Origin of the sequence: Ramlibacter sp. (genome assembly GCF_036383835.1) — a bacterium.
Classification (GTDB): Bacteria; Pseudomonadota; Gammaproteobacteria; order Burkholderiales; family Burkholderiaceae_C; genus Ramlibacter.
The window spans coordinates 60442-81116 of record NZ_DASVNN010000008.1; the positions used below are offsets into that span (position 1 = coordinate 60442).

The following is a 20675-nucleotide window of genomic DNA, read 5'->3' on the forward strand; positions in this document are numbered from 1 at the left end:
CTTCCTAAGCATGGCACAGGCCCTCGATCACGTTGGACAGGAGGATGCGGCCGTCGGCCTGGCTCTTTTCCGGGTGGAACTGGAGCCCGACGACGTTCTTGCGGCGCACTGCAACCGTGAAGGGGTCGTTCCGGCTGCCGATGCGGGCGACGGCCACGCGGTACTCGGACGGCGGATGGAACGCGTACGAGTGGTTGAAGTACATCGCGCGCCTGTCGGCGACCCGGAACATGGGATCGTCGCTCGTGACCTCGAGCGTGTTCCATCCGATATGCCAGTCTGCGTGGCTCAGGTGAAGCACTTCCCCCGGGATCAGGCCGATGCCGGCGGTGGATTGCCACTCCGTCGAACTTTCCGCGAGCAGCTGCATGCCGAGGCAGATGCCGAGGACCGGCTTCCCCGCGCCGGCCTGCTGCCGGATGAAGTCGACGAGCTTCATCGCGTGCAGCGCCTGCATCGCTGCCGGGAACGCGCCCACGCCGGGCAGCAGCAGGAGGTCGGATGCGGCGAGGATCTCGCGGTCGCTGCTGGAACGGCTTCTGTATCCCATGGAGCGCAGGGCATGACGAACCGAGGCGAGATTGCCGACGCCGTAGTCCACGATGCCGATGGTGAGTCGCGTCACAGGCCGACCCCCACCTGGAACTTGCGCCTGATCCTGCCGTTCTCCGGGACTTCGAACAGTTCACGGTTCGTCGACTTGCGCACCTGGGTCCAGAACTCGTCGACCGACAGCCCGATGTATTCGCAGAAGCTGGCGATGTAGTCCGGCGAGCACGCGTCGTCGTAGCGCGAAACGAGTTCGATGCCTTCGCCGCGTGTCAGCTTTCCAAGGCGGATTTCCTCGTTCACGTAGTCGGTGACGCGACCGAATCCGAACTTGTAGTACTTGATCATCTGGTTGAGCGTGACCCAGTCCTCGTCCAGGGAGGTCACTCCCATGAGGTCGCCCGTGTTGCCGACGTGGTCGTCCCGGATCTCGAGCCCGCTGGCGACGGAGTACATCGCGTTGTTCGCGAGCGACCAGTCCCCCAGGAACCATCCGAGGTAGACGATCTGCAGGCGATGGGCATCGAACTCTTCCGGCGTCGGGTACCGGTAGGGGAGGAGATCGCTGGGGGCGATGCCGGCCTCGAGCATCCAGTCCAGGGCGCCTCCGGACAAGGTGTTCATGTACCGCAGGTTGTTGCCGTCGTAACCGGTGCGTCCCAGGGTCTTGAGGTCGCCGAGCTGCAGGCCGGGGTTCTCGCCCCAGAGGATCAGCGGGATTCCATACTGGATCGCCAGTTGCGGGACGGAGCTGAAGAGCGCGAGCTCCGTGGACCTGGCCCAGTTCGTGAAACGCAGGAACGATTCCCGCATCAGGCGACGCCAGGTGGCGGGTGCCGGCGCGGAGATCACGACGTCGAACCCGAGGTTGATCAGGTTCGACAGGTTGTTCACTCCGCGCTCGGTGACCTGCTCCGGCGGATAGCTGAGGCACGCCAGCAGCGGCTTGAGCCCCAGCTTGTCGCGTACCCAAAGCGCCTGGCGCGTGCTGTCCTTGCCGCCGCTGACGCCGATGATGCAGTCGAAGCCCTGGCCACCGCGCCGGGGGAAGGTCTGCAACAGGTCTTCCAGGATCTCTGAGCGCTCCTGCCAGTCCACGTCGGCGAGCTTGTCGAAATATTCGCACGCCGGGCACACGCCCGCGTCGCTGAAGCGCGTGTTCGGGCGAGTGTCCGGTTGAAGGCAGCGTTTGCAGTACTTCATGGTGTTCCTGCGAGCCGGGAGAGATGCACCAGGCCTTCGTGCGGAAGGCGGCACGGGGGTGCCCAGGGCGGGAGCGCGCACTGGACCCGCCTGTTCGAAGCCAGGGCGACCACCAGGCCGAAGGACTCGCAGCCCACGACCCACGCCGAGCGCGAGAGGGAGTCTGCGAGCGAGCCGGCATCGTCGACGGCAAGCCGCAGATCGGGATGCTGCCGGATCCAGTCTGCGTACTTCGATGCGGATTCGGAGGGGTGCGGGCGCAACCGGATGACGGTCTCCGGCGGCAGTTTCAACGACGGGAGCTTCTCGACGAAATAGTCGAGCGCCTGGAATTCACCGGGCACGCCGCGGCCCCAGTCGGTGCGCATCGGTTCGAGCAAGTAAAGGCATTCGGCGCCGTGTGCCGGTACCGGGCCGATGGCGCGCACCTGGTCCTCGAGATAGCGATTGGGCATGCGGCGGATCGCGCCGCCGGGAAAGGTCTCCCGTGCGAGCCGGTACGCATGCTCGTCGAAGACCCAGAATTCGTCGGGCAGGACCTGCGTGCCGCCGCGTTCGAAGCGCTGACCGTAGTTGACCCAGTGGTCCAGGACCGCGATGCTGCGGACTCCCCTGGCCCGTGCCAGCACGCGCGCTTCATGTTCGAGCTCGCTCCCCCAGCCGGTGCCGCTGACGAGCAGGGCGACCTCTTCGAGCGCGGACTCGACATCGTCGACGAGCGCCCGATCCGGAAAGGCGACGCGCCACAGGCGTTCGGCAGGCCCGCGCATCACCGGTCGCACGGCGTCGCCCGCGCCGGCGGATCGAATCCACGCGATGACCTGGTTGGCCGCGCCGGCATCGTGGCAGACGGCAGCGAACGGGGCTTGGGCCTCAGTCATCACGGTGCTTCGCGAAGTAGACGATGTCCACGGGCTCGCCATCGATGAGTTCCTGCCGTTCGCGCACGGCCTCCCTTTTCATCCCGGAGCGCTCCATCAACTTGAGCATCCCTGCGTTGCAGGCCACCGTGCCCGCCGTGACCTTCCGGACGGCCGGATGCCTTGCGAGCCAGTGCACCACGGTGTTCCAGGCGTCCTGGCCGTAGCCCCGCCCCCAGGCATTCCGGTCGCCGATGAGGATGCCGACGTCGGCCGTCCCGTGGTGGCTCGCGTGATAGACGGTCATGGTTCCGATCGCGTGGCGGCCATCCTTGCGGCGCACGCTCAGGAACAGGTTGCCGGTGCCGGGAAAGCTTTCGAGGTAGGCGGCGCAGCTGCGGGCGTCATGGCGGCGGAACCGCTGGTTGCTGTACCGCACCACCTCGGGGTCGTTCAACCAGCCGACGTATTCCGGAGTGAGGTCCTCCGGACCGAACGCACGGATTTCCACCAGCTCGCCTTGCAGTGGCAAGTCTTGCGCGAGGGGGCCGATGGTTTGCGCTGCCATGGCTTTCAGCCTTGCCGCACCTGGTCGAGGTTGCTCCACACCTTGCGGAACGCGGCGACCAGGAGCTCCACGTCCTCCGGCGGGTACTCGAACATGCACAGGTTGAGGCCGAGGAATCGGCTGGAGTGCAGATCCTCGGCGACCGGACAAAGGCCCGGCCCGTAGTTCACGTCCGAAGTGCAGTACGGAGAATTCCACGGGAACCCGCGCGTGCCATAGGCGATCTTGTGCCTGAACATCGGCAGCAGGTGCAGGTTCTGGTAGCCGTTCACGATGCCCGGCACGCCTTCGGCGCGCAACGCGGCGACGATGCGATCCCGGGACACCCCGAGTGCCGGAACATCGACCTTCATGCCGTAGACGTAGTAGGCGTGGGTGCAGCCCTCGCTGACGCGCGGCGTGGCAAGTCCCTGCAGATCGCCGAGGCCGGCATCCAGGAGACGGGCGATCGCCTGTCGGCCTTCGACGCGTTTGGCCAGCTTGCGCAGCTGCGTGGACGCGATCGCCGCCTCGATCTCGCCCATGCGGAAGTTGTAGCCCACCATGTTCGACAGCTCCGCGGGGTCGTCGCTCTGGATCACGGCTTCCGCGTGATTGCGCAGCAAGCGCAGGCGATGGGCGAGGGCGTCGTCGTTCGTCACGAGGATGCCGCCTTCCCCGCAGTGGATGTGCTTGTGGTAATTCAGGCTGAAGCCGCCGATGTCGGCGAGCGTCCCCGCGTACTCGCCGAAGTACTTCGCGCCGGGGGCCTGTGCCGTGTCGCACAACAGCTTGAGGCCGTGCCGCCGGCAGATCGCCCGCAGGGCTTCCATGTCCGCGGACTGGCCGAAGATGTCCACCGCCATCACGGCGCGCGTGCGGGGGGTGATCAGCCGCTCCACGCTGGAGGGATCGATGTTGAAAGACTCCGGATCGATGTCCGCGAACACCGGGATGCCGTTGAAGTGCAGGATCGCCGTAGCCGTGGCCGCCATGGTCCACGGTGTCGTGATGACCTCATCGCCCGGCTCGATGCCGATGGCGCCCACGGCCGCGATGAGGCCGGACGTCCAGGAGTTCACGCCGATCGCGTGCTTCACCCCGAAATACGAGGCCGCCTGCTGCTCGAAGGCGCGGACTTCCTTGCCCCCGAGGAATCCCTCGCCGGGAGCGCCGATGTACGCGGACAGCACGCCACTGCGGATCACGCGCGCGGCCGCATCGACCTCGTCCTCCCCCAGGCTCCTGAAGGGCTGGAGGGGGCGTGCAATGGCAGGGGCTCCGCCGAAGATCGCAAGTTGATGGTCCATGGGACTCCTACCGGTTTCCTGAAACTGACTGCGCCGCGGCGGCGCTGATCTGTTCGCATAGACGCTGGGCGTCCGCGGCCGTGCGCCCGGTGCTATGGAGCGGCGCACCCGTCCGCAGGCATTCACGGATGTTGATCGCGGCCGATCGCATGGCCTGCCGGTACTCACCCGGCAGATCCACGCCCCGGTCGAGCCCCGTGTATCCGGAGAAATGCGGGCTGGGGACAGGATGGCGGATCCGCCACGCGAGGCCACCGTCTTCCATGCTGATCACGCCACGTTCGGTGACCAGGTGCGCCTCGAAGAGCGAGTAGTCGCGGGCATTCGACACCGCGAGCTGCACGGGCACCTCACCCGCCGCCAGCAAGGCCGGCACCGTGGGGTCGGTCTCCCAGAAATCCCACAGGGGCGCGCCGGCGCCGACGAGCCTCAGCGGACCCAGGAGAAACTGCAGCAGGTCGATCAGATGGCTGCCGTTGTTGAGGACGCCTTTTCCGTACGTGCCGTGCGCGGAACGGACACTGCCCCATTTGCCGCTCTGCAGCTCGACGCGCAGTCTTGCGACGTCCGGTGCCCAGCGGCGGGTGTGGTTGACCGCCAGGTGGATGCCGGCTTGCTCGAACCGTTCCACCCAATGGCGGGTCTCTGCCAGCGACGGAGTCACCGGCTTCTCGCAGAACACGAGCCGGGGGCGAAGCGCGAGGGCCGCCTCGAGGTGCCCGCCGTGCATGCCGGTCGGCGAGCAGATGCTGATGACGTCGAACGCCCCGGTTCGGTCGCCGAGGGAGGCGACGTCGGCGAATGCCTCCTCCACTTTCCAGCGGCGCTGGAAAGCCGATCGCCTGTCCTCGTCGGGGTCGACGCACGCCACGAGACGGAAGCCTGGCTCCCGGACGAACGCACCCGCGTGGGTGAGCGGCTCCGCATCGGCATTGCGCGCTGCGTCGAAACCGCCGGCAATGTTGCCGCAGCCGACGATGAGAACGCGATGGTCGTCCGCTTGCATTTCTGTCATCGCTCCAGGTGCTCGCGACGTACGGCCGTACCGCGAGCCACGTCCACGCGCAGGGTCGCGCCCAGCACTTCGTCCAGGTACTTGGGTGCCAGGCCGAATCCCGGGCGGATGCTCCTGACCATCTCCGGCGTGACGGTCTGGCCGGCGGCCGCGTCCCGCACGAAGTACAGGGAGCGGCGGAACTGCACGTTCCCCTGTTCGCTCGACTTGCGGCCGTAGTCCACCTTGCCCAATGCCTCCCAGGCCGTGCGCGCGCCGCGGCACAGCTCCAGCAATCCGGGAGGTTCCAGGGAGAAACTGTCGTCGGGACCGCCGCCATTGCGATCGAGGGTGAAATGCTTCTCGATGATTGCGGCGCCCAGCGCCACGCCGGCGATCGCCGTCGTGTTGTCGAGCGTGTGGTCCGACAGGCCCGTCACCAGGCCGTACCGGCCGATCATGTCGGGGATGGTGCTCAGGTTGTAGTCGGAAGCAGGTGCCGGGTACCCGCTGACGCAATGCAGCACGGCGAGTTGCGTGCAGCCGCCCGAACGCGCGGCGTCGATCGCCTCCTGGATCTCGTCCGCATCGGCCATGCCGGTCGAGATGATCATCGGCTTGCGCGTGGCAGCCACGTATTGGATCAGGGGCAGGTCCACCGCCTCGAACGATGCGATCTTGTACGCGGGGGCCTCCAGGTCCTCGAGCAGGTCGACCGCCGTCTTGTCGAACGGCGTGCTGAAGACCGTGATCCCGCTGGCGCGTGCATGTTCGAACAAGGGGGCATGCCACTCCCACGGCATGTGTGCCTGCTCGTACAGGTTGTAAAGGGTGCGGCCGTCCCAGAGGCCTCCCTGGATGCGGAACTCCGGCGCATCGCAATTGAGCGTGATGGTGTCCGGCTTGTAGGTCTGCAACTTGACCGCATCGGCGCCGGCCCGGCTCGCTTCGGTGATCAGCCGCATCGCGGTCTCCAGCGAGCCGTTGTGGTTCGCCGAAAGCTCGGCGATGACATAGGGCGGGGCACCGGCGCCGATGGTCCGTCCCGCGATCTGGATGGAATGCATGCCGGCTCCGTTCATCGAGGAATCCATTCCCGCTTGAGTAGCCCGAAACACAGCAGGTCGTGATGCCTGCCTTCCAGGAGGCACTGCTCCCGCAGCACGCCTTCCTGCGCGAAGCCGAGCGTCCGGTGCATGTGGATGGAGGCCTCGTTGAATGCGAAGGCCTGTCCGCAGACCTTGTGCAGATCCAGGGTCTCGAACGCGTGCCGCAGCGCTGCGGTGCCAAGGAGCCGGCCACTTCCCTTGGGAGCATCGGGCGCGGCATAGAAACCCCATTCCGAGATGCCGCCGGCACTGCGCGCGGAAAACTGGGCAAACCCGATGGGCCGCTCGCCCGATTCCACGATCAGCAGTTCCCGCGTTCCTTCGCGCTGGATCCGCTCGAACCAGGCGCGATGCTCCTCCGGCGAGATGAGATGCTGGCTCAGCATGAACCGGCGGACGTCGGGTGCATTCCGCCACGCGAGGACCTGCGGGAGATCCTCTTCGCGCATGCGCCTGGCCATGGACTCGGACGGTTCACGCATCGAGCAGGACCTCCGCAACCCGGGACGCACCCTCGCCGTCCGCGATATCACGGGCCGCGATCGCGACGTCGTGGCGCCTCTCGGGGTCCTGCAGGAGCTTCAACTTCCCGGGCAGGTCTTCCGGCAGCTTGTCGAGATCCACTGGCAGGATCGCCCCTGTGGCCGCGAGCGCCTCCGCACCGCGTCGCTGGTTCTCCGCGAGCACCACGGTCAGCGCGGGCAGTCCGAGGCAGCAGCGCTCGAGCGCGGTCGTCCCGGCCGCGCCGATCGCGACATCGCTTTCGGACATCAGTGCGGCCATGTCGGCGACGTTGACGCGAACCTCCGTGAGCCACGGCATGCGCCCGGCCTCCGCACGTACCGCATCGATCCAGGGGGCATGCGGTCCCAGCACGACGACGATGCCGATATCCGGCGGCAGGGCGCATGTCCGGAGGACACGGAGAACCTTCGAAGTCACGTCCGTGGCATCGACGCCGCCGAGGGAAACCATGATCTGCCGGAGGGCTGCCTGCCCACGCCGCTGCAGGCTCGCCGGTCGGAGAGCGCTGAAACGGGGACCGATCAGGGCGTACTCGGGCCCCGCGAGCACGGTGCAGTCGCCCGGCACCAGTGCCGCGTAGTCGGCCGCGTTGCGCCCCGGGCCCTGGTCGAGGAGGATCCGTGCCGCGTGCGGTCGGTCCGCGAGATCGTCGATGGCCATGACGCGGAGACGTCCGCCCGCTACCGCGGTTTCCCATCGGCCGTCGAGCCCATAGTGGTCGACGACGAGCCAGTCCGCGACGACCGGAGCCAGCGCTGCCAGGGTGTCCTGCGCGTCCGTCTCCCAATCCACACCGAGCCATCCAGAGTGTCCCGCGCGCTCCCCGTTGTCTTCGGAAGGCGTCGGCGGCAGGCAGACCACGCCGTGTCCGCGCTGCCGCATGAGGTCTGCAAGATTCCCCCGGCGCTCGCGGGTGACGAACACGCATTCGGCACGGCCGCGGAGCCGGTCGGCGAGCGTGAGGCAGCGCATGACGTGGCCCGTCCCGATCCGGGACGAAGCGTCAACCCTGATCGCCAGCGTTTTCATGGTCATGGTCCCGCGCGGCCTCTGGCGATGCTCAGGCCGTGCCGTTCTTCTCGAACAGCCACCAGGTGATGTCGTCGAAGCCCGCCTGGTCGTAGAGGTGTCCCCACAGGAAGCCGTAGTCGACGACCCGAACGGGGAAGTTCTCGATGAACAGTTTCCCGAAGTCCCTCTTGAACAACCTGTCCTGCTGGCCCTGGTACTCGATCATGACGGGCGTCCGGTTGAAGTACTCCCCGAAGAGGACGTAGCGCGACGAGTAGTCGAACATCTTCTTCATCACCCGCAGCAGGTTGTCCGGGTGGACGTGGATCAGCACGCCGATGGTGTAGACGAGGTCGAAGGCGCCCTGGGGAAGCGCCGACTCCTCGATCGATCCGTTGAACGCATGCTCGAACGCATGCTTCCGGGTGACGAAGTCGAACGCCGGCGCCGAGATCTCGACGATGCTCTTGCGGGCTTGCGGCAGGACCTGCTGGAGGAAATCGATGTTGCGGCCGATGTTGGGTCCGCATTCGAGGTAGGACTTCACGTCGGCGGCCTGCGCGAGCATCTGCCGCCAGGCCTCGACGCCGAAGTCGGCTTCGAAACGGCTGTTCTTCTCGATGTACTGCTGCGCATAGTCGCGCGCCCAGAAGTTCTGCTGCTCGTTCATTTCTCGCTTCCTCGTTGGTTGCTGCGGGAAAAAAGTGCGCGGTGGATGACCTCGGCGCGCCGCCAGTCGTCCGGGGTGTCGATGTCGACCACTCGCCAGGACGGAATCACGTGGCCGACGCCCGCGCTATGGATCCGCGGATTCGTCAGCCAGGCGGACTTGCGGCCCCAATAGAACTGGCCGGCGTCGTGATAGGCCTTCGGAAGGTCCTGCGTGCGCGTCAGCTCGTTTCCGGGGGACAACGGTGAAAGCGTGCCGTCGCCCGCCCGGGACAGTGCACGTTGCGGGGCAGACGGGAACTCCGCGACGGGGAAGCTGTAGTCGGCCGCGCTCTTTTCGAGCAGGTTCAGGGCAGCCGTCATGTCGTCCGTCTGCAGGAAGGGGACGGCTGGATAGATGCAGCAGACGTTCCCGAAGTCCCACCCGAGTGCCGCGCAAGCCGCAACGGCGTGCGCGATCACCGGCACGGTCGGCGTGTGATCGTCCGCCAGTTCCGCCGGCCGCGAGAACGGAACCTCCGCTCCGTAGCGCAGCGCGGTCTCGGCGATCTGGTCGTCGTCCGTGGAGACGACGACGTGCTGGAACAGCCCGGAGGAGCGCGCCGCGGAAATCGCGTACGCGATCATCGGCTGGCCGGCGAACTCCAGGACGTTCTTGCGCGGGATCCGCTTGCTGCCGCCCCTGGCCGGGATGATGGCGATGTTCGTCATCCCAGCGCTTCCTTCAGGGTCGCCGCCACGAAGTCGATCTCTTCGTCGCGCAGAAGGGGGAACATCGGCAGGCTCATGGCTTCCGCGTAGTAGCGCTCGGCTTCGGCGAAGGCGCCGCGGTCGAACCCCATGCGCGCATAGAAAGGCTGCCGGTAGATGGGGATGTAGTGCAGGTTCACGCCGATCCCGCTGGCGCGCATGAACTCGAACAGCTCGCGCTGGCTGCGCCTGGTCCTGGAAACCTCCAGCCGGACGACGTAAAGGTGGAATGCGGAGTACGCGTTCTCGTCGAGCCGGGGTGTCCGGAGCGGCAGCCCGGCCAGCAGCCGCCCGTAACGGGCCGCGATGGCCTGCCGACGCGCGACGTACGCCTCGAGCCGCTGCATCTGGCTGACGCCCAGCGCCGCCTGCAGGTCCGTCATGCGGTAATTGAAGCCGAGCGCGACCTGTTCGTAGTACCAGGGCCCCTCCGGCGCACGCTCCATCTGTCCGGGGTCCCGGGTCATGCCGTGGCTGCGCAGCAGCGCCATCCTCGCGGCGAGTTCGTCCGAGTTGGTGAGCGCCGCGCCGCCCTCCGCAGTCGTGACGATCTTCACCGGATGGAAGCTGAACACCGCGATGTCGCTGTACCGGCAGTCGCCGACCGGCCGGCCTTCGTACTTCCCTCCGATCGCGTGCGAGGCATCCTCGATCACCTTGAAGCCGTATTGCCGCGACAGCTCGCGGATGGCTTTCATGTCGCAGGACTGGCCCGCCAGGTGCACCGCGACGACGATCCTGGGCAGCTTGCCTTCCTTCGCGGCGCGCTGCAGCTTGTGCGCGAGTGCGACCGGCGAGAGGTTGTACGTGTCGGGATCGATGTCGACGAAATCCACCTCGGCGCCGCAGTACAGGCCGCAATTGGCGGATGCCAGGAAGGTCACCGGGCTGGTCCAGAGCCGGTCCCCGGGACCCAGCTCCAGTGCGAGGCACGCGATGTGCAGGGCCGAAGTCGCGCTGTTCACGGCAAGGGCATGGCGGGCGCCGGTATGCCGGGTGAGGGCCTGCTCGAACGCGGGGACCATGGGCCCCTGGGTCAGGAAGTCGGACTGCAGGACGGCCGTGACGGCCTCGACGTCGTCCCGCGTGATCTCCTGGCGTCCGTACGGGATCGGGTTCATCAGATGCTCCCGATCTTCTGCATGTTGCGTTCCATCCAGGACTGGAGGTCGCGGCTCGTCATCCATTCGGTGTTGGTGTCGCTGGAGTAGACGAATCCTTCCGCCACCTTCTTCCCGTCCTTGATGCGCTCCTGCGTTTCCGCCCATCCGTTGATGCCGGGCAGGATCTTGTAGTGCTCGGCGTACTCGTAGGTGTAGTGGGAGTCCTCGGCGCTGATCATCTGCTCGTGAAGCTTCTCGCCCGGCCGGATCCCGACGATCTTGTGCTCCGCCCGGGGCGCCACGGCGCGCGCCAGGTCCGTGATCTTCATGGACGGGATCTTCTTGACGTAGATCTCGCCCCCTTCCATGTCCTCGAAGGCGTGCCAGACGAGCTCGACGCCCTGTTCGAGCGAGATCATGAAGCGCGTCATGCGCGCATCCGTGATGGGCAGGACTCCCGCTTCCAGTTGCGAAAGGAAGAACGGGATCACCGAGCCACGGGAGCCCATCACGTTGCCGTAGCGCACGACCGAAAAGCGGCTGTCGTGGTCGCCCGAGTACGAGTTGCCGGCGACGAACAGCTTGTCCGAAGCGAGCTTGCTCGCTCCGTAGAGGTTGACCGGGCAGCTCGCCTTGTCGGTGGAGAGGGCCACGACGCGCTTGACGCGGTGGTCGATGCACGCGTCGATCAGGTTCATCGCGCCGAGCACGTTCGTCTTGATGCATTCGAACGGGTTGTATTCGGCGGTCGGAACGATCTTGGTCGCGGCCGCATGCACCACGTAGTCGACGCCGTCGAGCGCCCGGTACAGCCTGTCCTTGTCGCGCACGTCCCCGATGAAGAAGCGCACCCGCGGGTCGCCCTGGAACTTCTTCGCCATCTCCCACTGCTTCATCTCGTCGCGCGAGAACACGATGATCTTGCGGGGGTTGAACCTGGCCAGGGTCATCGGCACGAAGGTGTTGCCGAACGAGCCGGTACCGCCGGTCACGAGGAGGGTCTTGTCGTCAAACATGATTCTTGTCCTGTGAGCCCAGCCAGGGCATTGGTTGACACTTCTGCGCAGCCCACCATGTCCACGCGGCCCGGAGTGCCATGGTGGTGCAGAACGCGATGGCTGCCCCATGCAGTCCCAGGATGCGGATCCCCAGAACGAGCAGCACGATGCCCACTGCGCCGCTGGCGATGGTGATCGAGGAAAGGGTGCCCGTCCTTCTCTGGTACACGATGAAGGCGTTGAAGACCAGGTACATGCCGAAGAACACCTGGCCCATCGCGAGCCAGCCGATCACTTCTCCCGCGCGGCGGTAGCGTGTGCCTGCGACGAGCTCGACGAAGGTCGGCCCCGCGGCGACCATCGCCAGGCCTGCGGCAAGCATGAACCCGAGCACCATGTAGGTCCGGCGGACGACGTTGCGGTGGGCTGCCGCATCGCCCGCGCTCAGCTGCTCGAACAACCAGGGCGTGAACGAGCGGGCAGCGGCATCGAAGACCATCAGCAGGGCGGCGGCGATCTGCACGGCAACCATGTAGACGCCGGCCTCTTCGAGCCCGAGCTCCTTGGCCACGAGCAGCCGGTCGGCGGCTGCCATCGCGAACGAAGCCAGGAGGTGGGGCACCATGGGGACGCCGAATGCGAGAGCTTCCCTGATGTACCCCGGCCGCCAGCTCGCGATCGACAGCAGCCGGTCGCGATGCAGCAGGAGCAGCGCCGCGGCTCCGATGGTCCCCGTGGTCACGATCTGCGCCATGACGCGGCCGTCCGCACCCTTCAGGAGCACGACCACCAGGAACAGTGAAAGCGTGATGTTGAGAAGGCTTTGCGAGTTCTGCATGGCCCCGTACTGGTGGGGCTTGCGCCGCATCTCCCACTGGCCCAATCGCAGCTGCACCGGTACCGCGAGGATCGCGACGACGACCGCCCACGGCACCCACGCTGCGTCGAGCCCGAGCCAGCCGGAGATGCGGTCCTTGAGCAAGATCGCGAGCAGGAAGAAGAAGGCGCCGCTGGCCAGGAGGATCTGGAGGCAGGACGCGACGAATTGCCGCAGGACGTCGTCGGTGGTGCCCTTGTCGAAGTATTTCCGGCTGACCGCCCCGGCAGTGCCGAGTCCCACGAGCGCTCCCGCGCCCCAGACGAGCGTCTGGAACATCGCCGCTTCTCCGTACTCGCTCGGGCTCAGGTGGCGTGTCAGGACCGGCAGCAGCACGAAAGGGATGGCCGCACTGAGGACGTTCGACGCGAAATAGATCGCCGACGCGTGCAGGAAGGAGCGGTCGGCATCGGCGCCCACCGGCCACACACGTGCGCGCAGCTGGGCCATCAGCGGCATGCGAAGCCCTGCAGTGCGGGTGGGGAACGTGGCCGCCATGAAGTCATTGCGCGGCCACGCCGAGGGAGCGAACGTACCAGGGCATGGCCTCGGCGACGCCTTCCGCGATGCGGTGCGTGGGCTCGTAGCGCAGCAGGCGACGGGCCTTGTCGATGTCCGCCTGGCTGTGGCGCACGTCGCCGGCCCGGAAATCGCGGAACTCGGGGCGGGTGTCCGCCGCGACGCCGCTCGGCGCCAGGTTCTCGCGCAGCAACCCGAACAGGGTGTTCAGCGTCGTGCGGTCGCCTACCGCGACGTTGTAGACCTGGTTCAGCGCCTGCGGGTCCGTCGCGACCGCCGCGAGCAGGTTGGCCTGCACGGCGTTGTCGACGTAGCAGAAGTCGCGGCTGGTCTCGCCGTCGCCGTTGATGATCACCGTCTCGCCGGCGAGCAGGGCTGCCGTCCACTTGGGGATGACCGCCGCGTAGGCGGAGTCGGGGTCCTGCCGCCGGCCGAACACGTTGAAGTAGCGCAGGCCGATGCTGTCGAAGCGGTAGCTGCGTGCGAATACCTCGGCGTACAACTCGTTGACGTACTTCGTCACCGCGTACGGCGATAGCGGCTTGCCGATGCGGTCCTCCACCTTCGGGAGGGCAGGATGGTCGCCGTAGGTGGAACTGCTCGCCGCATAGGTGAAGCTGCGGACCCGGTTGTCGCGCGCGGCCACCAGCATGTTCAGGAAGCCGTCGATGTTGGAGGCATTGGTGGTGACGGGGTCCTCCAGCGAGCGCGGCACGGAGCCGAGCGCGGCCTGCTGCAGCACGTGGTCCACGCCTTCGCAGGCGCGCCGGCAGTCGTCCAGGCGGCGGATGTCGCCTTCATGGAAGGTGAAGCGCGCCCATTGCTCCGGCGTCACGAGGTCGCGGATCTCCTCGAGGTTGCGCTTCAGGCCGGTCGAGAAGTTGTCGATGCCGACCACGCGCTGGTCCAGCCGCAGCAGGGCCTCGAGCAGGTTCGAGCCGATGAATCCGGCCACGCCGGTGACGAGCCAGTTGCGAGGCTCCGTCCGGAGGCGCTCGCGCACTTCCTCGTACGCGGTCATGGCGGTCTTTTCATTCAGGTCCATGTCCTGCTTCCTCCGAGTTCCATGGAGTCCGTCGTCGAGCCTGTGACCCGTCTTCGCGGGCCATCTCCGACTGCAGCGCGGTGATCTCCGCCCGAAGGGTTTCGTACTCGGCCATCTTCCGCTTGAGGAAGCTGGCCGTCATGCGTCCCTTCTGCGCGATGCCCGCCGGCGTCAGGAGATAGGCGTAGCCGAGGTGATGCTTCGATCGCGCGAAGTTCCCCAGCTTCACGAGCCCCTTCTCCATCAGCGCCTTCATGCAGTAATGCAGCTTGCCGTTGCTCACCCCGAGCATCGCCGCCAGTTCGCGCTCCGAAGCGTCCGGTTTGTCCTGCAGCTGACGAAGCACACGGAAGTGCAGGTCGTCTTCCTGCTGCGAGCGCCGACTGGACATTAGGAATTCCCGCGATCAAGAGTCGATTGCTCAGTGGTGAGCATTCTTGATCCGCCCCCCGAAAAAAGGGGCTCATCTAGGGGAACTATCTAAACAAGATTCGCGCTGCTCGTCAGCGCATCAGCGCATCAGCGCATCAGCGCATCAGCGCGTGACCGCGCGATAGAGGAAGGGACGACGGAACATGCCACCGAAGTGGTGCACGTTCACCGCGCGCAGGACCACGAGATTGCGGCCGCTCTTCAGTTGTCCGGCGAGATCGACGTCCCACTCGAAGCGGTAGTCCGTCTTCCACCAGGGTTCCTGCGCCGTTCGCGTGGCAACGAGGTAGCCGTTCACATAGAGCCACAGTCCATTGAACACGCCGGGGAAATGGATGTGCAGGCCGCTCGCGGCCTGCTCGGCGGTGAGTTCGACTTCGGTCTGGTACCACAGGAAACCGTTGAAGCTCTGGCCGTCCGCATGGCGGATGCCCTCGCCCTGCGCGTAGACGTCGGTGCGCAACAGTTCCCACGCATCGGGATAGTCCTTGCGCGCCGCGAGCGACATGCGCGCGCCGTTCGCCTGCCACTGCGACAGGTCCGCGCGCGTGTATGCCCATCCGCGCGCGAGGCCGGTGTCGTGTGCATCGCGCCGGAACGACCAGGCCAGGGGAAGACGCGTCACCAGCTTCCCGCGTGTTCCGTCGGTCAACGCGGCCAGCTCGCGCATCTGCTGCACTTCGCCCGGCAGCCAGGCGTAACCCTTCTCGCCCATCCTCTTGTAAGTGGTGAAGATCGGGCTCAGCGCGGTGAGCTGCTCGCGTGCCAGGAGGGTGCGTTCTCCCGCGGCCACTGCCGCTGCATAGTCCGCCTCGCGGGCCGCCGCGCGCACCATCGCGAGATAGTTCTCGATCACGGCGAACGACAGCCGCGTGAACTCCATCCTTTCCAGGTAGAGCTTTTCGTTGCGGCTGGGCGCGGCCTTCGCCTTCAAGGGCTCGATGGCCTGCATGCCGGCGGCGAGGTGACGCCGCAGCTCATCGATGAGCTCGGGCGTGTAGATCACCGGCGCGACGTAGTGTTCGTGTTCGGTCGCGAGCGTGTCGCGCCAGGCGTTGTAGATCGCCGTCCAGTACGCCGCCATGGGCGCGGCGGCGGGACCGTAGAACTTGGGATAGAACTCCGCCAGCATGGCGTCGACGTCCGCATCCGGATCCCACAACAGCTGCAGCCGGAAGAACAGGTTCAGGAAGGTCGTGGCGAACGCGCCGCGGCTTTCCGTGCCGACGCCGAGGATGCCGGCCTTGCGGTAGTGCTGCACGTCCTGGCGGAACACATGGTGCGACGGATTCGGCAGGTCGCGCCACACCAGTTGCCCCTGGTCGTAGTCGTAGATCGCGAGCCGGCCGCCGAGCAGCTCGGCCCAGCGGTACATCATCGCCTTGTACTCCTGCCGCGGCGGCGAGTCGGCATGGTCCATGCCATGGTTGGGATCGATGTCGATGGGCGCCAGCCACATCGCCACGTGCGGCTCGATCTTCGTCACGCGCTGCGGTGGCAGCGTGACGTTCGAGTAAGCGAGGCCGCCGATCAGTGTCGGGCTGGCGGGGTACTTCTCGCGAAGGATGCGCGCCACGTTGTTGTACAGCGTGATCACCGCATCGGTCTGCGACGGCGCCAGCATGTACTTGTCGAAGATGCCGGCCTGCAGCGCCGCGTCGCTTTCCGAGTCGCTGCGGTAGATCCCGTCCTCGATGCCCAGCGTGATGCCGGGCACGCCCTTGGCGTAGTCCGCCTCCAGGTGGCGCGCCACCTCGGCGGCCGTGGCCGGATCGGACAGCGGCACGTTCAGCGCCGACTTGCCGGGCGGCACGAGGCTCTTCGTGTACTTCGCCAGCGTGTGACCGGCGCCGGGCAGGGTGGCGGTGCTGGCGAAGTTGCGCCGCCTGAAGTCCTGGCTGCCGGTCGGATCGCCGAGCCAGGCCAGCCAGAAGTTGCGGATCTCGAAGGGCGATCCGTAGGCGAGGTCGAGCGTTCCGACCGACAGGTCGCGCTGTTCCGGCACCACTTCGCCGAAAGGCGTCGGCAGGTACCAGCGGCAGCCCCAGGCCTGCAGCAGGCGCGACACCGCGAAGTAGTGCGCACTGTCGCTGTTGCCGGCGACGTACAGGCGCTCGCCGCTACGGCGCAACACGATCGCGTCGGCCTGCACGACCGGCTTCTGCCTGGCCGCGGCGCGCAGCCGGCCCGCCAGACTGGCGTCCTGTGCCAGCGCTGCCTTGCCGAGCACGATGGCGGGACCGGCCGGAAGGGCGGCGCCACGCACGGCGACGTGGACCGGCAGCCGTGCGCCGCTCATCATCTCCACGTACTTCACCAGGTCCGCCGCCGCGAGCTTCTCCTGCTCGCCCGCATCGTCGGCCACGATCACGCTGGCGACCGCGCGGCCGTTGCTGACGATCGACAGGGGATCGGGACCCGGCGCGCCGGCGGTCTGCGCGCCGGCGAAGGTTGAAGCCATCACCAGGGCCAGCGCCGCAAGAAGGCGCCCGAGGAGGTCCCGCATCGCTGCTCCCGATCCGTGAGGGAGCGCCATCGTAATCACAATCCCTGCATGGGATACTCGCCCGCCCCATGCAGTTGCAAGAGATTCTTTACAGCCAGGGCTTCGGCCCGCGCCGCGTCTGCCTCGGCCTGGTCGAGCACGGACTGGTGAGCGTTGCAGGCTCGCGCGTCGACGATCCCTTCGCGGAATTCGATCCCGACGAACTCGCGTTCACCGTCGAAGGCAAGCCCTGGACCTATCACGCCAAGGCCTACGTCATCCTCCACAAGCCTGCCGGCTACGAGACATCGCAGAAGCCCTCGGCGTGGCCGAGCATTTACACATTGCTGCCCGCGCCCTTGCGGCAGCGACCGAACAAGGGCAGCACGCCCGGCGTGCAGGCGATCGGCCGCCTCGACCAGGACACCACCGGCCTGCTCGTCCTGAGCGACGACGGCGTGTTCATTCACCGGATGAGTTCCCCGAAGCACCACGTGCCCAAGGAATACCAGGTGGAGACGGCCGATCCGGTGGACGAGCGCCAGGTCCGCCGGCTGCTGGAGGGCGTGGTGCTGGTCGACGATCCCAAGCCGGTGCGTGCTGCCGCCTGCGTCCAGACCGGCAGCCATTCGCTGGCCCTGACCCTCACGGAAGGCAAGTACCACCAAGTGAAACGGATGCTGGCCGCGGTCGGCAACCGGGTGACCGGATTGCACCGCTCGCGCATCGGCCGGCTGGAGCTTCCCCGTGAATTGCGTCAGGGGGAATGGCGATGGCTTTCTGCGGATGAGCTAGGAATGGCTGCGGATCGCGGAAAATAGCGGCCGCCGGGTCCTCCACCGGCCTGCCTGGCGCGTTGTGACGCCTGGCAGCCCGACTTTTCTCTCTCGTGAACCTACTTCCCCTGTGCCGGCGGTCCCTCGCCGCGGCCCTGTTGGTGGCCCCTGTCCTCGCTTTCGGGCAGGGTGCGCCGGTCTTCGTCCTCAATTCCCTGGATGCCGACGTCAGCGTGATCGACCCGGCCAGCTGGCGCGAGGTCCAGCGCATCCCGACCGGAAAAGAGCCCCACCACCTCTACATGACGCCGGACGAGAAGTCGATCATCGTCGCCAACGCGCTGGCCGACTCGCTGACCTTCATCGATCCGCGCACCGCCCAGGTCCAGAAGACGGTCCGCGGCGTGGTCGACCCCTACCACCTGCGCTTCTCGCCGGACATGAAGTGGCTGGTGACGGCCGGCAACCGGCTGCAGCACGTGGACATCTACCGCTGGGACGGCAGCAACCTGATCCTCGCCAGGCGCATCTCCACGGGCAAGACGCCCAGCCACATCTACATCGACAGCCGCAGCACGGTGGCCTACGTGACGATGCAGGACAGCGACGAACTGGTCGCGGTGGATCTCGCACGGCAGGAAATCCGCTGGCGGATCAAGACCGGCCCGATGCCGGCCGACATCTTCGTGCTGCCCGACGACAAGACGGTGCTGGTCGGGCTCACTGGCAGCGACTCCGTGGAAGTCTTCGACGTCGGCGGCGACGGGCCGCGCAGCGTGCGCAAGATCAAGACCGGCGCCGGCGCCCATGCCTTCCGCGCGGCGGGGGACAAGCGCCACGTCTACCTGAGCAACCGCGTCGCCAACACCATCAGCAAGATCGACCTGCAGACGCTGCAGGTGGTCGACAACTATGCGGCGCCGGGCGGCCCCGACTGCATGGAAGTGCTGCAGGGCGGCCGCTACCTGCTCACCACCTCGCGCTGGGCCAGGCGCCTGACCATCATCGACACCGAAACGAAGAAGGTGGTGAAGGAGGTCAAGGTGGGCAAGTCGCCGCACGGCGTCTGGACCCTCGACCACGCCCCGAGGTTCTGAGCGCATGGCCGCACGCCTGGTCGCGCTCGCCCTCCTTGCCGCGCTCCCGGCGGCGATGGCGCAGCCCGCCTGCGACAAGCCCGTGTACCTCACCTTCGACACGGGGCACATGGGCGTGGCGAAGCTGGTCGCCGAGGTGCTGAAGAAGCACGACGTGAAGGTGACCTTCTTCGCCGCCAACGAGAAGACGAAGACGGGCGACGGCAGCCTCAGCCGCGACTGGGGCGAGTGGTGGCGCGCCCGCGCCACCGAAGGCCACGAGTTCGCCTCGCACACCTTCCACCACACCTACTGGATGGCCGACGAGCCCGGCAAGCCGGCGCGCTTTCGCGTGCGCGCGACTTCCGGTCCGGATGCGGGCAAGACGGTCACCTGGACGGCCGGCGAATACTGCCGCGAAATCGAGCGCGCCGCGCTGCGCATCGAGGAACTCACCGGCAAGCCGCCGCTGCCGCTGTTCCGCGCGCCCGGCGGCAAGACCTCGCCCAAGCTGCTCGCAGCGGCGCGGGCTTGCGGCTACATGCACGTGGGCTGGGCGCCGGCCGGCTTCCTCGGCGACGAGCTGCCCAGCGAAGCGGCGAGCAACAAGCAGCTGCTGCAAAAGGCGCTGCGCGACATCAAGCCGGGCGACATCCTCGTCGCCCACCTCGGCATCTGGTCGCGCAAGGAACCGTGGGCGCCCGAGGTGCTCGAACCCCTCGTCACCGGCCTGAAGGCCCGGGGATTCTGTTTTGCGACCCTGCGCGACCACCCCACGTACCGGGCGTGGATCCTGCGCGGGGGGAAGTAGTAGTAGAGACGACCATGCAGTGGATCCAGGACCTGTTCGCCGCCGCGCAGCAATGGCTGTACGAGACGGCCATCCAGCCGATCATGTTCTCCTTCGGCTTCGGGAATTTCCTCGAGGACGGCTATACGGCCACGGGCTGGCTGCTCGTGGGCCTGATGCAGATCGCGGTGATGCTGGCCATCATCGGCCCGCTGCAGCGCTGGCGGCCGGTCGAACCGGTGGTGGACGCCGCGAGCATCCGCACCGACGTGCTCTATACGCTGCTGCACCGCCTGGGGCTGTTCCGCGTCGCGCTGTTCTTCAGCGTCGAGCCGCTCTTCGACGACATGTTCGGCTGGCTGCGGGTGCACGGCTTCGGCACGGTGCACATCGACCAGTACGTGGCGGGCGTGGCCGACCATCCGTTCCTCAGCTTCATGCTGTACCTGGTGGTCTTCGACTTCGTCGACTACTGGATCCACCGCGGCCAGCACGGCCTGAAGTGGTGGTGGAACCTGCACTCGCTGCACCACTCGCAGCGGCAGATGACCATGTGGAGCGACAACCGCAACCACCTGCTGGACGACCTGCTGCGCGACAGCATCCTGGTGCTGGTGGCCCAGGTCATCGGCGTGGCGCCGGGCCAGTTCGTCGCGCTGGTGGCGCTCACCCAGCTGTCCGAGAGCCTTCAGCACGCCAACCTGCGGCTGGCGTTCGGGCGCTGGGGCGAGCGGCTGTGGGTGAGCCCGCGCTTCCACCGCCCGCACCACAGCATCGGGCTGGGCCACGAGCGCCGCGGCAGCGGATCGATGGGCGGCCACAACTTCGGCGTGCTCCTGCCCTGGTGGGACGTGCTGCTGGGCACCGCCAACTTCGAGCACCGCTTCGATCCCACCGGCATCCGCGACCAGGTCGAGCCCGACGCGGACGGCCGCGTGCGCGACTACGGGCGCGGCTTCTGGGCCCAGCAATGGCTCGGGCTCAAGCGGATGGCCGGCCGCGGCTGAGCACCGGGCCCGAACCGGGCCGGTTATCCTCGCACCCAAT

At 67.0% G+C, this 20675-nt stretch carries 21 protein-coding genes; 4 read left to right on the top strand and 17 right to left on the bottom strand.

Translation table 11 applies throughout. The features are described from left to right. Window positions 1–4: 4 nt before the first annotated feature. The 17 genes from hisH to VF522_RS01270 all read right to left on the bottom strand — a co-directional run bounded on the left by hisH (window position 5) and on the right by VF522_RS01270 (window position 17007). On the bottom strand, window positions 5–625 hold the full coding sequence (gene hisH, locus VF522_RS01190; RefSeq protein ID WP_330906374.1) for an imidazole glycerol phosphate synthase subunit HisH: 621 nt from the start codon (window positions 623–625) through the stop codon (window positions 5–7). Next, window positions 622–1752: an N-acetyl sugar amidotransferase gene (locus VF522_RS01195; RefSeq protein WP_330906375.1), complete on the bottom strand. Its 1131-nt coding sequence runs from the start codon at window positions 1750–1752 to the stop codon at window positions 622–624. The genes hisH and VF522_RS01195 overlap by 4 nt, the downstream gene beginning before the upstream one ends. Beyond that, window positions 1749–2633, bottom strand: coding sequence for a hypothetical protein (locus VF522_RS01200; RefSeq protein ID WP_330906376.1), 885 nt, complete (start codon window positions 2631–2633; stop codon window positions 1749–1751). Before VF522_RS01200 ends, VF522_RS01195 begins: the two co-directional genes overlap by 4 nt. Beyond that, complete coding sequence (locus VF522_RS01205; protein ID WP_330906377.1) at window positions 2626–3180, bottom strand: GNAT family protein; 555 nt, start codon at window positions 3178–3180, stop codon at window positions 2626–2628. Before VF522_RS01205 ends, VF522_RS01200 begins: the two co-directional genes overlap by 8 nt. A 5-nt stretch (window positions 3181–3185) precedes the next feature. Next, window positions 3186–4469 carry a DegT/DnrJ/EryC1/StrS family aminotransferase gene (locus VF522_RS01210; protein WP_330906378.1) on the bottom strand — a complete coding sequence of 428 codons (1284 nt, stop codon included), beginning with the start codon at window positions 4467–4469 and terminating at the stop codon, window positions 3186–3188. Window positions 4470–4476: 7 nt separating this feature from the next. Beyond that, window positions 4477–5475: a Gfo/Idh/MocA family oxidoreductase gene (locus tag VF522_RS01215; RefSeq protein ID WP_330906379.1), complete on the bottom strand. Its 999-nt coding sequence runs from the start codon at window positions 5473–5475 to the stop codon at window positions 4477–4479. A 5-nt stretch (window positions 5476–5480) separates the two neighbouring features. Next, window positions 5481–6530, bottom strand: a complete 1050-nt coding sequence (gene pseI, locus VF522_RS01220) for a pseudaminic acid synthase (protein WP_330906380.1) — start codon at window positions 6528–6530, stop codon at window positions 5481–5483. 11 nt (window positions 6531–6541) lie between these two features. Continuing rightward, on the bottom strand, window positions 6542–7054 hold the full coding sequence (gene pseH, locus VF522_RS01225) for a UDP-4-amino-4,6-dideoxy-N-acetyl-beta-L-altrosamine N-acetyltransferase (protein ID WP_330906381.1): 513 nt from the start codon (window positions 7052–7054) through the stop codon (window positions 6542–6544). Next, window positions 7047–8126 carry a UDP-2,4-diacetamido-2,4,6-trideoxy-beta-L-altropyranose hydrolase gene (gene pseG / locus VF522_RS01230; protein WP_330906382.1) on the bottom strand — a complete coding sequence of 360 codons (1080 nt, stop codon included), beginning with the start codon at window positions 8124–8126 and terminating at the stop codon, window positions 7047–7049. Before pseG ends, pseH begins: the two co-directional genes overlap by 8 nt. A 31-nt stretch (window positions 8127–8157) precedes the next feature. Continuing rightward, window positions 8158–8778 carry a pseudaminic acid biosynthesis-associated methylase gene (locus tag VF522_RS01235; protein ID WP_330906383.1) on the bottom strand — a complete coding sequence of 207 codons (621 nt, stop codon included), beginning with the start codon at window positions 8776–8778 and terminating at the stop codon, window positions 8158–8160. After that, window positions 8775–9488: a pseudaminic acid cytidylyltransferase gene (pseF, locus tag VF522_RS01240; RefSeq protein ID WP_330906384.1), complete on the bottom strand. Its 714-nt coding sequence runs from the start codon at window positions 9486–9488 to the stop codon at window positions 8775–8777. Before pseF ends, VF522_RS01235 begins: the two co-directional genes overlap by 4 nt. Continuing rightward, complete coding sequence (gene pseC, locus VF522_RS01245; protein WP_330906385.1) at window positions 9485–10648, bottom strand: UDP-4-amino-4,6-dideoxy-N-acetyl-beta-L-altrosamine transaminase; 1164 nt, start codon at window positions 10646–10648, stop codon at window positions 9485–9487. The genes pseF and pseC overlap by 4 nt, the downstream gene beginning before the upstream one ends. After that, window positions 10648–11646 carry a UDP-N-acetylglucosamine 4,6-dehydratase (inverting) gene (gene pseB, locus VF522_RS01250; RefSeq protein WP_330906386.1) on the bottom strand — a complete coding sequence of 333 codons (999 nt, stop codon included), beginning with the start codon at window positions 11644–11646 and terminating at the stop codon, window positions 10648–10650. Before pseB ends, pseC begins: the two co-directional genes overlap by 1 nt. Next, window positions 11639–13003, bottom strand: coding sequence for a lipopolysaccharide biosynthesis protein (locus VF522_RS01255; protein ID WP_330906387.1), 1365 nt, complete (start codon window positions 13001–13003; stop codon window positions 11639–11641). Before VF522_RS01255 ends, pseB begins: the two co-directional genes overlap by 8 nt. A 4-nt stretch (window positions 13004–13007) precedes the next feature. Further along, window positions 13008–14069 (bottom strand): NAD-dependent epimerase/dehydratase family protein, encoded by a 1062-nt coding sequence (locus tag VF522_RS01260; protein ID WP_414709415.1) that lies wholly within the window; start codon window positions 14067–14069, stop codon window positions 13008–13010. Next, entirely contained in the window at window positions 14056–14460 is a 405-nt protein-coding gene (locus VF522_RS01265; protein WP_330906388.1) for a MarR family EPS-associated transcriptional regulator, read from the bottom strand. The genes VF522_RS01260 and VF522_RS01265 overlap by 14 nt, the downstream gene beginning before the upstream one ends. Window positions 14461–14604: 144 nt before the next feature. Next, complete coding sequence (locus VF522_RS01270) at window positions 14605–17007, bottom strand: DUF4838 domain-containing protein (protein ID WP_330906389.1); 2403 nt, start codon at window positions 17005–17007, stop codon at window positions 14605–14607. 68 nt (window positions 17008–17075) lie between these two features. Here VF522_RS01270 and VF522_RS01275 point away from each other — a divergent pair, with 68 nt between their 5' ends. From VF522_RS01275 to VF522_RS01290, 4 genes are all read left to right on the top strand, one after another. Further along, on the top strand, window positions 17076–17807 hold the full coding sequence (locus tag VF522_RS01275) for a 16S rRNA pseudouridine(516) synthase (RefSeq protein ID WP_330906390.1): 732 nt from the start codon (window positions 17076–17078) through the stop codon (window positions 17805–17807). A gap of 68 nt (window positions 17808–17875) precedes the next feature. Beyond that, window positions 17876–18859 carry a YncE family protein gene (locus tag VF522_RS01280; RefSeq protein WP_330906391.1) on the top strand — a complete coding sequence of 328 codons (984 nt, stop codon included), beginning with the start codon at window positions 17876–17878 and terminating at the stop codon, window positions 18857–18859. 4 nt (window positions 18860–18863) lie between these two features. Beyond that, a complete protein-coding gene (locus VF522_RS01285) occupies window positions 18864–19649 on the top strand; it encodes a polysaccharide deacetylase family protein (protein WP_330906392.1) in 786 nt (261 codons plus the stop codon). A 14-nt stretch (window positions 19650–19663) separates the two neighbouring features. Then, window positions 19664–20635: a sterol desaturase family protein gene (locus VF522_RS01290; protein ID WP_330906393.1), complete on the top strand. Its 972-nt coding sequence runs from the start codon at window positions 19664–19666 to the stop codon at window positions 20633–20635. Window positions 20636–20675: the final 40 nt, after the last annotated feature.

Bases quoted from the DNA above. Each gene is read 5' to 3' on its own strand.
- VF522_RS01195 (WP_330906375.1), bottom strand. From the start codon at position 1,752: ATGAAGTACTGCAAACGCTGCCTTCAACCGGACACTCGCCCGAACACG.
- VF522_RS01200 (WP_330906376.1), bottom strand. From the start codon at position 2,633: ATGACTGAGGCCCAAGCCCCGTTCGCTGCCGTCTGCCACGATGCCGGC.
- VF522_RS01205 (WP_330906377.1), bottom strand. From the start codon at position 3,180: ATGGCAGCGCAAACCATCGGCCCCCTCGCGCAAGACTTGCCACTGCAA.
- VF522_RS01210 (WP_330906378.1), bottom strand. From the start codon at position 4,469: ATGGACCATCAACTTGCGATCTTCGGCGGAGCCCCTGCCATTGCACGC.
- VF522_RS01215 (WP_330906379.1), bottom strand. From the start codon at position 5,475: ATGCAAGCGGACGACCATCGCGTTCTCATCGTCGGCTGCGGCAACATT.
- pseI (WP_330906380.1), bottom strand. From the start codon at position 6,530: ATGCATTCCATCCAGATCGCGGGACGGACCATCGGCGCCGGTGCCCCG.
- pseH (WP_330906381.1), bottom strand. From the start codon at position 7,054: ATGCGTGAACCGTCCGAGTCCATGGCCAGGCGCATGCGCGAAGAGGAT.
- pseG (WP_330906382.1), bottom strand. From the start codon at position 8,126: ATGAAAACGCTGGCGATCAGGGTTGACGCTTCGTCCCGGATCGGGACG.
- VF522_RS01235 (WP_330906383.1), bottom strand. From the start codon at position 8,778: ATGAACGAGCAGCAGAACTTCTGGGCGCGCGACTATGCGCAGCAGTAC.
- pseF (WP_330906384.1), bottom strand. From the start codon at position 9,488: ATGACGAACATCGCCATCATCCCGGCCAGGGGCGGCAGCAAGCGGATC.
- pseC (WP_330906385.1), bottom strand. From the start codon at position 10,648: ATGAACCCGATCCCGTACGGACGCCAGGAGATCACGCGGGACGACGTC.
- pseB (WP_330906386.1), bottom strand. From the start codon at position 11,646: ATGTTTGACGACAAGACCCTCCTCGTGACCGGCGGTACCGGCTCGTTC.
- VF522_RS01255 (WP_330906387.1), bottom strand. From the start codon at position 13,003: ATGGCGGCCACGTTCCCCACCCGCACTGCAGGGCTTCGCATGCCGCTG.
- VF522_RS01260 (WP_414709415.1), bottom strand. From the start codon at position 14,069: ATGGACCTGAATGAAAAGACCGCCATGACCGCGTACGAGGAAGTGCGC.
- VF522_RS01265 (WP_330906388.1), bottom strand. From the start codon at position 14,460: ATGTCCAGTCGGCGCTCGCAGCAGGAAGACGACCTGCACTTCCGTGTG.
- VF522_RS01270 (WP_330906389.1), bottom strand. From the start codon at position 17,007: ATGCGGGACCTCCTCGGGCGCCTTCTTGCGGCGCTGGCCCTGGTGATG.
- VF522_RS01275 (WP_330906390.1), top strand. From the start codon at position 17,076: ATGCAGTTGCAAGAGATTCTTTACAGCCAGGGCTTCGGCCCGCGCCGC.
- VF522_RS01285 (WP_330906392.1), top strand. From the start codon at position 18,864: ATGGCCGCACGCCTGGTCGCGCTCGCCCTCCTTGCCGCGCTCCCGGCG.
- VF522_RS01290 (WP_330906393.1), top strand. From the start codon at position 19,664: ATGCAGTGGATCCAGGACCTGTTCGCCGCCGCGCAGCAATGGCTGTAC.